The 13,811-nt window shown below is 67.4% G+C and carries 10 protein-coding genes; 2 read left to right on the top strand and 8 right to left on the bottom strand.

Annotated features, from left to right (window positions below):
- Positions 1 to 100 precede the first annotated feature (100 nt).
- Positions 101 to 1,093, top strand: a complete 993-nt coding sequence (locus Y958_RS18865) for a zinc-dependent alcohol dehydrogenase family protein (RefSeq protein WP_088874086.1) — start codon at positions 101 to 103, stop codon at positions 1,091 to 1,093.
- A gap of 40 nt (positions 1,094 to 1,133) precedes the next feature.
- On the opposite strand, the gene fdhE is transcribed toward Y958_RS18865, so the two are convergent.
- The 5 genes from fdhE to Y958_RS33155 form a co-directional block, all read right to left on the bottom strand.
- Positions 1,134 to 2,060, bottom strand: a complete 927-nt coding sequence (fdhE, locus tag Y958_RS18870; protein ID WP_088873487.1) for a formate dehydrogenase accessory protein FdhE — start codon at positions 2,058 to 2,060, stop codon at positions 1,134 to 1,136.
- Positions 2,061 to 2,216: 156 nt separating this feature from the next.
- Positions 2,217 to 2,888 (bottom strand): formate dehydrogenase subunit gamma, encoded by a 672-nt coding sequence (locus Y958_RS18875; protein WP_088873488.1) that lies wholly within the window; start codon positions 2,886 to 2,888, stop codon positions 2,217 to 2,219.
- Positions 2,885 to 3,808, bottom strand: coding sequence for a formate dehydrogenase subunit beta (fdxH, locus tag Y958_RS18880; protein ID WP_088873489.1), 924 nt, complete (start codon positions 3,806 to 3,808; stop codon positions 2,885 to 2,887). Before fdxH ends, Y958_RS18875 begins: the two co-directional genes overlap by 4 nt.
- Positions 3,808 to 6,345, bottom strand: a complete 2,538-nt coding sequence (gene fdnG / locus Y958_RS18885; protein ID WP_088873490.1) for a formate dehydrogenase-N subunit alpha — start codon at positions 6,343 to 6,345, stop codon at positions 3,808 to 3,810. Before fdnG ends, fdxH begins: the two co-directional genes overlap by 1 nt.
- A gap of 12 nt (positions 6,346 to 6,357) precedes the next feature.
- Entirely contained in the window at positions 6,358 to 6,951 is a 594-nt protein-coding gene (locus Y958_RS33155; protein ID WP_088873491.1) for a molybdopterin oxidoreductase, read from the bottom strand.
- Between the two features lie 414 nt (positions 6,952 to 7,365).
- Between Y958_RS33155 and Y958_RS18895 the strand changes: the two genes are divergently transcribed.
- Complete coding sequence (locus Y958_RS18895) at positions 7,366 to 7,908, top strand: methylated-DNA--[protein]-cysteine S-methyltransferase (RefSeq protein ID WP_088873492.1); 543 nt, start codon at positions 7,366 to 7,368, stop codon at positions 7,906 to 7,908.
- A gap of 6 nt (positions 7,909 to 7,914) precedes the next feature.
- Here the strand turns inward: Y958_RS18895 and Y958_RS18900 are convergent, their stop codons facing one another.
- Genes Y958_RS18900 through Y958_RS18910 form a run of 3 tightly spaced genes read right to left on the bottom strand, consistent with a single transcriptional unit; the run spans position 7,915 to position 13,774 of the window.
- Positions 7,915 to 9,399 carry an efflux transporter outer membrane subunit gene (locus tag Y958_RS18900; protein WP_186291344.1) on the bottom strand — a complete coding sequence of 495 codons (1,485 nt, stop codon included), beginning with the start codon at positions 9,397 to 9,399 and terminating at the stop codon, positions 7,915 to 7,917.
- Between the two features lie 20 nt (positions 9,400 to 9,419).
- Positions 9,420 to 12,611 (bottom strand): efflux RND transporter permease subunit, encoded by a 3,192-nt coding sequence (locus Y958_RS18905; protein ID WP_088873494.1) that lies wholly within the window; start codon positions 12,609 to 12,611, stop codon positions 9,420 to 9,422.
- Positions 12,612 to 12,622: 11 nt separating this feature from the next.
- The gene (locus Y958_RS18910) at positions 12,623 to 13,774 is read right to left on the bottom strand and encodes an efflux RND transporter periplasmic adaptor subunit (protein ID WP_088874087.1); all 1,152 of its coding nucleotides are present in this window, start codon (positions 13,772 to 13,774) and stop codon (positions 12,623 to 12,625) included.
- Positions 13,775 to 13,811: the final 37 nt, after the last annotated feature.

The following is a 13,811-nucleotide window of genomic DNA, read 5'->3' on the forward strand; positions in this document are numbered from 1 at the left end:
AAAAACCATTGGTTCATAGTGTTCTGCATCCTAGCCCATTTATCCCGCCTGGCGGTCACGCTCATGTTCATTCCTGTCAATTGATTTGGAGTGAATGACCATGGCACGCGTTATCCGCTTTCATGAGCATGGCGGCCCCGAGGTCCTGCGTATCGAGGAGGCCGAGGTACCGCCCCCCGGCGTCGGGCAGGTGCAAATTCGCGTCAAGGCGCTGGGCCTGAACCGGGCGGAGTCCATGCTACGCACCGGCGCCTATATCGAAACGGTGGAGAATTGGCCCAGCGGCCTGGGCTTTGAGGCGGCCGGCGAGGTGGCGGCCCTGGGCGCCGGCGTGGAAGGCCTCAAGGTTGGCGATGCCGTCAGCGTGGTGCCGCCGCCCTCACAGATCGAGTGGCCCGCCTACGCCGAACTGGCCAACTTTCCCCTGCATCTGGTGGTGAAGCACCCGGCCTCCCTCAGCTGGGAAGAGGCCGCCGCCACCTGGATGCAATACGTCACCGCCTATGGCGCCCTGATCGACCTGGCCAAGCTGGCGGCCGGCGATTTCGTGGTCATCACGGCGGCCAGCAGCAGCGTGGGCCTGGCCGCCATCCAGATCGCCCGCATGGTGGGCGCCACCCCCATCGCCGTCACCCGCACGCATGCCAAGCGCCAGGCCCTGCTGGAGGCCGGGGCCGCCCATGTCGTCGCGTCGGCGGAGGAGGACCTGGAGGCACGGCTGGCGGAGATCGCGGGGCCCGAGGGCGTGCGCGTGGTGTTCGACCCCATCGGCGGCCCCATCTTCACGCCTTTGACCGCCGCCATGGCCCGGGGCGGCATCCTGATCGAGTACGGCGCGCTGAGCCCCGAGCCGACGCCCTTCCCCCTGTTCAACGTGCTGGGCAAGAGCCTGACGCTGCGCGGATACCTGATCCACGAGATCACCACCGACCCCGCGCGGCTGGCGGCGGCCAAGGCCTTCGTGCTCAAGGGCCTGGAGTCCGGCGCGCTGAAGCCCATCATCGACCGCAGCTTCGCCTTCGACGACATCGTGGCGGCCCACCGCCACCTGGAATCGAACCAGCAGTTCGGCAAGCTGGTGGTGACGGTCTAAGGGAACCGGCCCCGATATCATCAACCGGGGCCGTCTCTCCCTACGCCAGCAGCAGCGGATTGGGCGCATGGCGCAGCCAGCCGACCTCGGCCACCATCAGGTCCAGGCCCAGGCTGGCCAAATCGTCGGCGTAGGGGTCCAGCCTGGGGTCCTTGGCCACGTACAGCATCTTGGCGTAGGTATGGCAGTCGTCGCAGGTTTCCACCTGCACCGCACCGTTCTCCCCCTCCACGCTTTTCAGCGACAGGTGGGCGGACTGGCCGCAGGTGATGCACACCGCCCGCACATGGTTCCAGGCGGTGGAGCAGAGGGAGCAGTAGAGGTAACGCACGCCGGGCGTGGAGCCGGAAGCGGTTATGACACCCGCCACCGGGGTGGAGCCGCAGCAGGGGCACAGGCCGCGCTCCGGCAGCAGATGCACCTGGGACTCGTCCAGGGTGGCGGCCAGCTTGGTGAAATAGACCTGCAGGGCCGCCGCGATGAAGACGGCGCGGCCGGCATCCTCAGGCGCGACGTTGCCGCTGAGGAAGTCGTTGGCCAGGTATTCCAGCGTGTCGCCGTCCACCTCGTTCAGGCTGTCGATGACGGAGGCCACCAGATCCGGCACTTCGGGCAGGCGGTCGAAATGGCGCAGGACCAGGGTCAGCGCCTCGCGCCAGACGATGTCGCGCTCATGGCCATCGGCGGCCAGGGGCGGCATGCCGGCGTCGGTGGCCGTGGCCACGTCGTCGGCATCCGGGCCGGTCACATCGATCATGTCGGCCGCGTCGTGCTGGGCCTGCGACAGCTCGCACAAAAACTCCAGCCACTGCGCCATGGGATGGTCGACCGCCAGCACGCCCAGGCGCCCGGAGGTACGGGCGAAGCGCGTGGACGGATCGGGCAGGATAATGGGGGCCGGCGCCGTCACCCCGCCTTGGGGGTTGCCGATCCACGGCGCCTTGGGCGCCACTTCACCCTGTCTCATGATCAGACTCCTGAAAAAGCACTCGGGGGCGAGGCCTGATCCGACCGCGCCCCCGATAGATAGGCCCTTTATACGCTCCATACCAACGGCATGAGGCTGCCCTCATGCCGTTGTAGGATGCGGTCGCCCGGCGCCTGAGGGAACTTTCAATAAACGCTAATCGCGGAATTTGGCCGTGCTGTCCGGCGTCGGCCCGGGGGAGCCGCTGGCGACCAGGCTGCGGAACCACTTGCGGTGATGCCGATGGGCCCAGCCGGGCGTGACCCAGCCGTGCAGCATGGCCCGCATGGAGCCCTTCACCCACAGCGCGGCATAGACATGCGTGATCCAGATCAGGATGGCGCCGATGGCGGCCATGCTGTGGATCAGCACGGCCACGCGCTGCGTCTCGATGGAGGTGGCGTCCCCGAAATAAACCTCCCAGATCAGGATGCCGGTGACGAACAGCACCGGGATGATCAGGGCCATGCCCCAGAACACCGCCTTCTGGCCGGCGTTGAAGCGGCCGACGGGCGGCACCTCCTCCTCCCGGTTGTCCAGCACCTTGTCCAGCGACTTGGCCCATTCCACGTCGTCGCGGTTCCACAGGTTGTCCCGCCAGAACTGGATGAACAGGCCCAGGAAGCTGACGATCAGGCACACGCCCAGCCAGGGATGCAGCGCCCGCATCCATTGTCCGCTGCCGAACAGGTTCGACAGCCAGAAGAACACGGGATGGAACATGGCCAGGCCCGACAGGGTCAACAGCACGAAGCAGAGGCCGGTGATCCAGTGGTTCACCAGGGTCAGGGTGGAATTACGGACGATGGTTCCCTTGGGATAGCTCATGATTCGGCGCTCCCATTCCGTTTTGCCTTCTCCATTTCCAGCCGGGCATGGGCCTCATCGGCTTCCGTCGTCTCATTGGGGCCGGCGACGATGGAATGGACGAAGGCGCCCACAGCGGCGAAGGCCAGGCCCGCCAGGGCCACCGGCTTCAGGAAACCCTTCCACGCCCCCACCAGCGCGCTGATATGCGGCTTGTCCGGCAGGCCGGAGTAGAGCGAGGGCTTGTCGGCGTGGTGCAGCACGTACATGACGTGCGTGCCGCCCACCTCCGGCGGGTCATAGAGGCCGGCGTTCTGGAAGCCGCGTTCCTTCAGCTCGGCGATGCGCTCGCCCGCCCAGTCCTTCATGTCGTCCTTGGAGCCGAACATGATGGCACCGGTGGGGCAGGTCTTCACGCAGGCCGGCTCCAGCCCCACGCCCACGCGGTCGGAACACAAGGTGCACTTGTACGACTTGTGGTCCTGGGCGCTGATGCGCGGGATGTTGAAGGGGCACCCCTTCACGCAATAGCCGCAGCCGATGCAGTTCTCGCTGATGAAGTCGACGATGCCGTTGGCGTACTGGACGATGGCGCCGGGGGCCGGGCAGGCCTTGAGGCAGCCCGGATCCTCGCAGTGCATGCAGCCGTCCTTGCGGATCAGCCACTCCAGGTTCCCCTGCTCGTCCTCGTACTCGGCGAACCGCATCAGGGTCCAGGTGCCGGGGTTGAGGTCGTGCGGGTTCTCGTACGCGCCCTGGAACTCCTCCATCTCTGGCCGCAGGTTGTTCCATTCCATGCAGGCGGACTGGCAGGCCTTGCAGCCGATGCAGCGGCTGACGTCGATCAGCTTGGCCACCTCAAGCTCATGGTGGCGCACCGAGGGCGGCGTCAGGTTGGTGGCCGACCGGCGGATGTAGTCTTGGGATTGCAGGTCGGCCATCACAGGCTCCCCATCTTGGTGAGCGACTTCGGCACCCCTTGGGCGTCACGCGGCCCCTGGGCCACATCCACCGCGGGGGGCGCGCTGGTCTTCTCGATGTTGAGCAGGAAGGCCTTGAACTCCGGCGTGTTGGTGTTGGCGTCACCCACGAATGGCGTCAGGGTGTTGGCGCCGTAGCCCTTGCGCGCCACGCCCGTGAAGCCCCAGTGGATGGGGCAGCCGATGACATGGGTCGGCTTGCCGTCCACCATCAGCGGCTTGATGCGCTTGGTCACGAAGGCCTTGCAGATCACCTGGCCGCGCTTGGACGACACCTTGACCCAGCCGCCCTGCTCGATGCCCTTCTCCTTGGCCAGGGCCTCGCCGATCTCCACGAATTCCTCCGGCTGGAGGATGGCGTTGATCAGCGCATGCTTGGTCCAATAGTGGAAGTGCTCGGTCAGGCGGTAGGTGGTGCCGACGTAGGGGAAGTCGGCCGAGGCGCCCATGTGTTCCTTGTCGCTGGCGAACAGGCGGGCGGCCGGATTGTTCTTCACCTTGGGGTGCAGCACGTTTTCCGACGGGCTTTCGAACGGCTCGTAATGCTCGGGGAACGGACCTTCGTTCATCAGGCCGCGGGCGAACAGGCGGGCCTGCCCCTCCTGGTTCATGATGAAGGGGCCGACACTGTCCGACGGCTTCACCGTCGGGCCATAGTCGGGCACGTCCACGCCCACCCACTTGGACCCGTTCCACTCGATGACGGGCTTGGCCGGGTTCCAGGCCTTGCCCTCCGGGTTGGCGCTGGCACGGTTGTACAGGATGCGCCGGTTGGCCGGCCACGCCCAGGCCCAGTTGGGGGCGATGCCCGCCTCACGCGGATCCGTCGCATCACGGCGGGCCGTCATGTTGCCCTTGTCGGTGAAGCTGCCGGCGAAGATCCAGCAGCCCGACATGGTGGTGCCGTCGTCGCGCAGCTGGGCGAAGGCGTCCAGCTGCTGCCCTGCCTTCAACAGCGGGGCGCCCGTGGCCGGGTCGTTGACGTCCGCCAGGGCGCGGCCGTTCATCTCCTTGGCCACTTCCTCCGGCTCCGGCTCATGCGGGTCGGCATAGGTCCAGGTGAGGTTCAGCAGCGCGTCGGGGAAGGCCCCGCCGTCCTTGGCGTACATCGCCTTCATGCGGTTGTAGAGGCCGGCGATGATCCACAGGTCGGTCTTGGCCTGGCCGGGGGCGTCGGCCGCCTTCCAGTGCCACTGCAGCCAGCGGGCGGAGTTGACCAGCGTGCCATTCTCCTCCGCGAAGCAGGTGGTTGGCAGCTGGAACACCTCGGTCTGGATCTCCGTCGGCTTGGACGGGTTCTGCGGACCGTAGTCCTGCCAGAAATTGGCCGTCTCGGTATCCAGCGGGTCCATGACGACAAGGTACTTCAGGTTCGACAGGCCCCGGCGGATCTTGCCCCGGTCGGGGAAGGCCTGCATGGGGTTGAAGCCCTGGCAGATGTAGCCGTTCATCTGCTTGTTGTTCATCATCTCGAACGCGCGCAGGATGTCGTAACCATCCACGTCCAGCTTGGGCAAATAGTCGTAGGCCCAGTTGTTCTCGGCCGTGGCGGCGCTGCCGAACATGGCCTTCTGGAAGCTGACGAAGAACTTGCGGTAGTTCTGCCAGTAACTGGTCTGCCCCGGGCGCAGGGGCTTGAACAGCTTGGTCTCCATGTACTTGTCGAAGGTGACTTCACTGTCCTTCGGCATGTTCATGTAGCCCGGCAGTGAGGCCGAGAGCAGGCCGATGTCGGTCAGGCCCTGGATGTTGGAATGGCCGCGCAGGGCGTTCATGCCGCCGCCGGCGACACCGATGTTGCCCAGCAGCAGCTGCACCATGGCCATGGTGCGGATGTTTTGCGCGCCCACCGAATGCTGCGTCCAGCCCAGCGCGAACAGGCTGGTCAGGGCCTTGTCCGGCGCCGAGGTGGTGGCGATCAGCTTGCAGATCTCCAGGTACTTGTCCTGGGGCGTGCCGCAGATGCGGGACACCATCTCGGGCGTATACCGGTCGACGTGGCTTTTCAGCAGGTTGATGACGCAGCGCGGGTTCTGCCAGGTGTCATCGGACTTGGCGTAGCCTTGCTCATCCAGCTCGTAATCCCAGCTGGACTTGTCATAGCTGCGCTTTTCCTCGTTATAGCCGCTGAACAGGCCATCCTCGAAGGCGAAGCCGTCCTTCACGATCAGGCTGGCGTTGGTATACGCCCGCACGTACTCGTGCTGGATGGCATCGTTCGTCAGCAGATAGCGCATGAGGCCGCTGAGGAAAGCGATGTCGGTGCCCGGCCGGATGGGGGCATAGACGTCCGCCACGGAGGCCGTGCGGGTGAAACGCGGATCGACAACGATGAGCTTGGCCTTGTTCTCGATCTTGGCCTCGACCACCCATTTGAATCCGCAGGGGTGCGCTTCGGCGGCATTGCCGCCCATGACGATGACGACGTTGGCGTTCTTGATGTCCTGCCAGGTGTTGGTCATCGCACCGCGACCGAATGTTGGGGCCAGACTGGCCACCGTCGGTCCGTGTCAGACACGCGCCTGGTTGTCGAACGTCACCATGCCCAACGCGCGGGCCCACTTGAACGTCACATAGGCCGCCTCGTTCGAGGCCGCCGAGGCCGCCAGCATGCCCGTGGTGTTCCACCGGTTCACCGTGGCGCCGGCGCCGTTCTTGGCGATGAAGTTGGCGTCGCGGTCCTGCTTCATCAGCGTGGCGATGCGGTCCAGGGCGAAATCCCAGCTGACCTCCTTCCACTCCGTGGCACCGGCGGCGCGATATTTCGGCACCGTCAGGCGGCCCGGCGCGCGCACGATGTCCAGCAGGCCGGCGCCCTTGGGGCACAGCGTGCCGCGGTTGACGGGATGGTCCGGATCACCCTCGATATGGATGACCGAGGACTTCACGTTCTTCGCGCGATCGCCCTGGCTGTAGATGAGGATGCCGCAGGCCACCGAGCAATAGGTGCAGGTGTTGCGGGTTTCGGTGGCGGCGGTCAGCTTGAACGGCCGGACGGATGCCGCCAGCGCGGTGCCCGCCGAGCCGAAGCCCAGCGCGCCCATGCTGGAGACCGCCAGTCCCGCGCCGGTCAGCTTGATAAAGCCGCGACGACTGAGATCCATGTCTCACACGCTCCCGTGAAAATCGGCCCTGCCAAAACGCCGAAGCCGCCCGGGAAGGGCAAGCAGACGCCGGCAGACGGATGCATGCATCATAAGACGCGGCCGCAGCCCGTCAAGTTATTGGCGGTGAATTTCTCGGGCAGCGAATGAAGACGGTCCTATTGATAACCGTTCTCATTAACTAAATTCAGAAAATTGGTTGCGTCATGCGCAAAGTTTATTACCCAACCAAAGGTATTCCGCGTCCGCTACCTGAAACGCGACGTTCTAAGTGCGCTATATTTAGATGAACATAACGATACCATCCCTGAAACCGGGCCGGGACAATGGCCCGAGGCCTGTGATGACCGCCCTTGCCCCTGGCCTTATCGTTTTGCCACCCTGGCCACTCCCCCGGATGAGGAGCTTACCGCCATGACCGGCACTGCCACGTTTGCGTTCAGGTACCTGCCCTCCCCCGTTGGACGGCTGACCCTGGTGGCCGGCGATGAGGGTCTGGCAGCCATCCTGTGGGAGAATGACCGGCCGGGCCGGGTGCGGCTGGGTCCGCTGGTCCCGGCCCCCGACCATCCGGTGTTGAATGAGGCTGAACGACAGCTGCGGGCCTACTTCGGCGGGGAGCTGACGGTGTTCGACGTCCCGCTGTCCTTCACCGGCACGGAATTCCAGAAACAGGTGTGGCGGGCGCTGCTGACCATCCCCTATGGCGAGGTGCGCAGCTACAGCGACATCGCCCGGCAGATCGGCAAGCCTGCGGCGGTGCGGGCGGTCGGGGCCGCCAACGGGCGCAACCCCATTTCCATCATCGCGCCCTGCCACCGGGTGGTGGGCATGGACGGTTCCCTGACCGGCTTCGCCGGCGGGCTGGAGGCCAAGGACTATCTGCTGACGCTGGAAGGACGCCGCCCAGCCCGCCCGCCGGCAATCACAGGCGACCTGTTCGCGACTGCCGGATAAACGCGCTCACCGCGCGTCCGCCATATCCGGGGCCACGTCCCGGGATACGGTCCAGCCGCCGCCCAGCGCCCGGTATGTGGCCACCAGATCCTGCGCCACCTGGATACGGCTCTGGGCCAGCTGGTCCTCCGCCTCCAGCTGGGTGCGCTGGGCGTCCAGCACGGTCAGAAAATTGTCGGCGCCGTAGCGGTAGCGCGTGGCCGCCAGGCTGGCGGCCCGGGTGCTGGCGGTGGCGGCGGTATCCAGCGAGGCGCGCCGCGACCGTTCCTGGGCGTAGCGGGCCAGCGCCGTCTCCGCCTCCTGCCAGGCGGTCAGCACCGCCTTCTGGAAGTTGGCCGCCGCCTGGTCGGTGTTGGCGTTGGCCTCGCGGATGCGGGCATAGAGGGCGGCGTCGAACAGCGGCAGGCTGATGCTGGGCCCGATGCCGTAGGTGAAGGCGCCCCGAGCGCCCAGGTCCCCCGGCTGCAGGGCCTGCACCCCCACCGACCCGGTGAGGGAGATCTTGGGGTAGAGGTCGGCGGTGGCGACGCCGATGCGGGCCGTGGCCGCCGCCAGGGCCCGCTCCGCCGCCGCCACATCGGCCCGGCGGCCCAGCAAGGTGGCGGGCGTGCCCACGGCCACGCTGTCGGGCAGGTCGGGCAGGGGGGCCGGTGCGTCGAGCAGGCTCAGCAGCGCCCCCGGCTCCCGCCCCGTCAGGGTGGCCAAAATGTGCTCATCCGCCGCCACCGTGGCGCGCAGGGGCGGGATGGAGGCCAAGGTGGTTTCCAGCTGCGCCTGAGCGCGGGCGATGTCCAGGTCCGTCCCCCGGCCGGCGTCGCTCAAGGTATGGGTCAGGTCGAAGGTGCCGCGCTGGTTCTCCGCGTTGCGCAGGGCGACGGACAGGCGCAGCTGGGCGCCCCGCAGGTCGACATAGGTGCTGGCCACGTCGGCGATGATGACGGTCAGCACCTGGTGGCGCAGCGCCTCCGCCCGCGCGCTGTCCGCCTCCGCCGCCTCGATGGCCCGCCGCACCTGGCCGAACAGGTCGATCTCCCACGACAGGCTGCCGCCGGCGGTGGTGACGTTGCTGTCGGGCAATTGCGCATTGGGCTGGCCCTGCTGCGTGGCCGCGGCGGCGCGCGCCCGGCTGTAGCTGGCGCTGGCGCCCAGGGAGGGCAGGTTGCGGGCGCCCACCGCCTCCGCTTCCGCCCGGGCGGCGCGGACGGCGGCGTCGGCCGCCTTCAGGTCCAGGTTGGCCTTGACAGCGTCGGCCACCAGTTGGTCCAGCACCGGGTCGCCCAGCTGGCGCCACCATTCCTCCAGCGGTTCCTCCGCCTTCAGCATGTCGGCCGCCTTGATCGCGGCACTGCCGGGCGCGGTGCCCGCGCGGGTGAAGGCTGCGCCGGCGGCGGCCGGGCTGGCGGGCGCCTGGTAATCCGGGCCCACGGTGATGCAACCGGACAGCGGCAGCAGGCAGACCGACAGGGCCAACAGGGTGCGATAGGTGCACATGGATCGATCCCCCTTCCCCATCAGGCCGTATGATGGCCAGGTGAACCGGCATGCGGCGGTGGCGTTTCTTCCCGCTTGCCGAAACGCCGCTGGCCCCACAGCGCCAGCCAGCGGCAGACGACGTAGAACACCGGCGTGAACAGCAGGCCGAAGAAGGTGACGCCCAGCATGCCGAAGAAGACGGCGGTGCCCAGGGCCTGCCGCATCTCCGACCCGGCGCCCGAGGCGTTGACCAGCGGCACCACGCCCAGGATGAAGGCGAAGGAGGTCATGAGGATGGGGCGCAGGCGCGTGCGGGCCGCGCGCACCGCCGCCTGGAAGCGGTCCATCCCCTCCTCCTCGTCCTGCTTGGCGAATTCCACGATCAGGATGGCGTTCTTGGCCGCCAGGCCCACCAGCACCACCAGGCCGATCTGGGTCAGGATGTTGTTGTCCATGCCCCGCAGATTGACGCCGGAGATGGCGGTCAACAGGCACATGGGCACGATCAGGATGACCGACAGCGGCAGCATCCAGCTTTCATACAGGGCGGCCAGCAGCAGGTAGACGAACACCACGGCCAGGCCGAAGGCGATGGGGGCGGTGTTGCCGGCGATGATCTGCTGGAAGGTCAGTTCCGTCCATTCGATGGCGAAGCCGTCCGGCAGGCGCTGCTGCGCCAGCTGTTGCACGGCGGCGATGGCCTGGCCGGTGGAATATCCCGGCGCAGGCGACCCCTGCAGTTCCGCCGCCGGATACAAATTGTAGCGCGGCACGCGGTAGGGCCCGGTCACGTCGCGGAAGGTGGCGACGGAGCCCAGGGGCACCAGCCCCCCGCTGTCGGAGCGCGTGCGCAGGTAGGCGATGTCGCGCACGCTGGTGCGGTCGGCACCGTCGGCCTGCGCCGTCACCCGGTAGGTGCGGCCCAGCAGGTTGAAGTCGTTGACGAAGGCCGATCCCAGATAGACGTTCAGCGTGTCGAAGATGCGCGACGGCGGCACGCCCAGCATGTCGGCCTTCACCCGGTCGATGTCGGCGTACACCTGCGGCGTGCGGGTGTTGTACAGGCTGAAGACGTTGGCCAGGCCCGGCGTCTGGTTGGCCGCCAGCATCATGTCCTGCGTGGCGTCGGCCAGGGCCTGCAGGCCGCGCGAGCGCCTGTCTTCGATGTAGAGCTTGAACCCGCCGGACGAGCCGATGCCCGGCACCGTGGGCGGCGGGATCAGCAGGATCAGGGCGCCGTCGACCTGCTGTATGGTCTTCTGCAGGTCGGAGAAGATGCCCTGGGTGGTGAGGCTGCCACGCTCCGCGAACGGCGTGGTGGCGACGAAGACGGCGCCGGCGTTGGGGGCATTGGTGAAAGTGGCGCCGTCGAAGCCGGCGAAGCCCACGGTGTGGGCGACACCCGGCCGCTTGCTCAGCAGGTCCTGAACATGGCGCAGGATGGCGTCCGTCCGGGCGAGGGAGGAGCCCGGCGGCAGCTGGATGACGGTGATGAAGTAGCCCTGGTCCTGCGCCGGGATGAAGCCCGTGGGCGTGCGGGAAATAAGGCCGCCGCCCAGCACGATCAGGCCGGCATAGACCACCAGCACGACGGTGGCCAGGCGCACGAGATGGCCTGTCACCCGGCCATAGCGCTCCGACAGCCAATCGAAGCCGCGATTGAAGCCGCCGAAGAACCGCGCCACCGGATGGAAGCCCCGCCGGGGGGCCGCATGCTCCTGCACGTGCGGCTTCAGCAGCAAGGCGGCCAGGGCCGGGCTCAGCGTCTGCGACACCAGCATGGAGATGACGGTGGCGGCGGCGATGGTGACGCCGAACTGGCGGTAGAACTCACCCGCGATGCCGGTGAGGAAGGCCGTGGGCAGGAAGACGGCGGTCAGCACCAGGGCGATGGCGACCAGGGCGCCGCCGACCTCGTCCATGGTGCGGTGCGCGGCCTCACGCGGGGACAGGCCCTGGGCCAGGTTGCGCTCCACATTCTCCACCACCACGATGGCGTCGTCGACGACGATGCCGATGGCCAGCACCAGCCCGAAGAGGGACAGGTTGTTGAGGGAGAAGCCCACCGCCGCCATGACGGCGAAGGTGCCGATGAGCGAGATGGGGATGGCGATGACAGGGATCAGGGCCGCCCGCCACGATTGCAGGAAGACGATGACGACAATGACCACCAGCACCACCGCCTCGAAGATGGTGTGGTAGACCTCCTTCACCGATTCCGCGATGTAGTTGGTCGGGTTGTAGACCACCTTGTAGGCCATGCCCTTGGGCATGTCGTGGCTCATCGTCTCCATGGACGACAGCACGTTGGCCGCCGTCTTCAGGGCGTTGGAGCCCGGGCGCTGGTAGATCAGGATGGCCGCCGCCCGCTGGCCGTCGACATAGGAATAGGTGTTGTAGTCCTGCGCGCCCAGCTCCACCCAGCCCACGTCGCGCACGCGGGTGACGCGCCCCTGGGCGTCGGACTTGATGACGATGTCGGCGAACTGGCTGGGGTCGGTCAGGCGGCCCAGGGTCTGCACCTGCACCTCGAAGGCGCTGGGCTTGGGCACGGGCGGATGGTTCAGCTGGCCCGAGGCCACCTGCACGTTGTTGCCCTGCAGCGCCTGCACCACCTCCGCCGTGGTCAGGCCGCGGGCCTGCACCTTCTCCGGATCCAGCCAGACGCGCATGGAATAGTCGCCGGCGCCGCGGATGCGGGCGTCGCCCACGCCATCCAGGCGGGCCAGCGGGTCGCGCACCTGCAACGTGGCATAGTTGGAGATGTAGAGCTGGTCCAGGCTGTCATCCGGGGAATAGAGATGGATGACCATCATCAGGTTGGGGGAATTCTTGCGCGTGGTGACGCCCAGGCGGTTCACCTCGTCCGGCAGGTGCGGCTGCGCCACCGACACGCGGTTCTGCACCAGCACCTGGGCCTTGTCGATGTCGGTGCCCAGCTTGAAGGTGATGGTCAGCGACAGGCCGCCGTCGCCCGTGTTCTGGGAGACCATGTACAGCATGTCGTCGACGCCGTTGATCTCCTGTTCCAGCGGTGCGGCCACGGTGTTGGCCACCGTCTCGGCGGAGGCACCGGGATACGTGGCCGTCACCACCACCGTGGGCGGCGCCACCTCGGGATACTGGGCCACCGGCAGGGCGAAATAGGCCAGGCCGCCGATCAGCGTGATCAGGATGGAGATCACGCAGGCGAAGATGGGCCGGTCGATGAAGAAGTGTGAGAACTTCATGGCGCGGCCCCTTACTGCTCGGCCGCGGGCGTGACGGTCCCGGGCTGGGGCGTGACCTTGGTGCCGGGCCGCGCCCGCATGAGGCCGCTGATGATGACGCGGTCGGTGGGCGCCAGGCCGGACTTGATGACGCGCAGGCCGTAGGCCAGGTTGCCCAGCACCACCGGCTTGGGCACCACCGTGCCGTCCTCCGCCACGGTCAGGACGATCTTGTGCGACTGGTCTGAGGCGATGGCCTCGTCCGGCAGCAGCAGGGCGTCGTACTCGCCGGAGCCCAGCAGCCGCATGCGGCCGAAGGTGCCGGGCTGCAGGAAGTTGTCGGTGTTGGGAATGACGGCGCGGCCCCGGATGGTGCCGGAGTTGGGGTCCAACCGGTTGTCGACGAAATCCATCTCACCCTTGTGGGTCCAGGCGGTCTCATCCATCAGGCGGACGAAGACGGGGTTGGCCTTGTCGCGCGACGAAGCGCGTTTGCCTTCCAGCGCCAGCCGGTTGTAGCGCAGGTAGTCCGCCTCGCTGCCGTCGAAGACGAAGTAGATGGGGTCCTGGGTTACCACGGTGGCCAGCAGGGTGGATTGCGCCGACCCGCCGCTGACCAAGTTGCCGATGTCGATCTTGCGGTCGCCGATGCGGCCGGAGATGGGGGAGCGGATCTGGGTGAACTCCAGGTCCAGCGCCGCCGAGCGCGCGGCGGCGGTGGCCGAGGCCACCGCCGCCTGGCTTTCCTGCTCCGCCTGGGCGCGAGTATCGTACTCTTCCTGGCTGATGGCGCGGGCGGCCAGCAGCTGGGCCGCTCGTTTCAGTTCCGAAACAGCCAGGGACTGCCGGGTCTTCTCCCGCTGGACGTCGGCGTTGGCCTTGTCCAGCGTGGCCTGGAAGGGGCGCGGGTCGATGACGAACAGCAGGTCGCCCTTCTGCACCAGCTGGCCGTCGCGGAACTTGATCTGGTCCAGGTAGCCGGAGACGCGGGCGCGCAGCTCCACCGTCTGCACGGCCTCGAACCGGCCGGTGAACTCATCCCAGTCCACAATCTTGTGCGGCAGCGGCTGGGCCACCGTCACCGGCGGCGGACCGGCGTTGGCGGCCGGCGGATGCTTGTCGCCGCAGGCGGCCAACGCCAGGGCAAGGACCAAGGGATACAACCGGCGGACCGGCGACGGCATGGTGGACAGCATCCTTCCCCCAACACGAGGCTCAGGC

It is taken from the genome of Nitrospirillum viridazoti CBAmc, from assembly GCF_000730165.1.
Classification (GTDB): Bacteria; Pseudomonadota; Alphaproteobacteria; order Azospirillales; family Azospirillaceae; genus Nitrospirillum; species Nitrospirillum viridazoti.

What these genes read in the sequence shown, in the direction of transcription:
- Y958_RS18865 (WP_088874086.1), top strand. Translation starts at nt 101, where the DNA reads ATGGCACGCGTTATCCGCTTTCATGAGCATGGCGGCCCCGAGGTCCTG.
- fdhE (WP_088873487.1), bottom strand. Translation starts at nt 2,060, where the DNA reads ATGAGACAGGGTGAAGTGGCGCCCAAGGCGCCGTGGATCGGCAACCCC.
- Y958_RS18875 (WP_088873488.1), bottom strand. Translation starts at nt 2,888, where the DNA reads ATGAGCTATCCCAAGGGAACCATCGTCCGTAATTCCACCCTGACCCTG.
- fdxH (WP_088873489.1), bottom strand. Translation starts at nt 3,808, where the DNA reads ATGGCCGACCTGCAATCCCAAGACTACATCCGCCGGTCGGCCACCAAC.
- Y958_RS33155 (WP_088873491.1), bottom strand. Translation starts at nt 6,951, where the DNA reads ATGGATCTCAGTCGTCGCGGCTTTATCAAGCTGACCGGCGCGGGACTG.
- Y958_RS18895 (WP_088873492.1), top strand. Translation starts at nt 7,366, where the DNA reads ATGACCGGCACTGCCACGTTTGCGTTCAGGTACCTGCCCTCCCCCGTT.
- Y958_RS18900 (WP_186291344.1), bottom strand. Translation starts at nt 9,399, where the DNA reads ATGTGCACCTATCGCACCCTGTTGGCCCTGTCGGTCTGCCTGCTGCCG.
- Y958_RS18905 (WP_088873494.1), bottom strand. Translation starts at nt 12,611, where the DNA reads ATGAAGTTCTCACACTTCTTCATCGACCGGCCCATCTTCGCCTGCGTG.
- Y958_RS18910 (WP_088874087.1), bottom strand. Translation starts at nt 13,774, where the DNA reads ATGCCGTCGCCGGTCCGCCGGTTGTATCCCTTGGTCCTTGCCCTGGCG.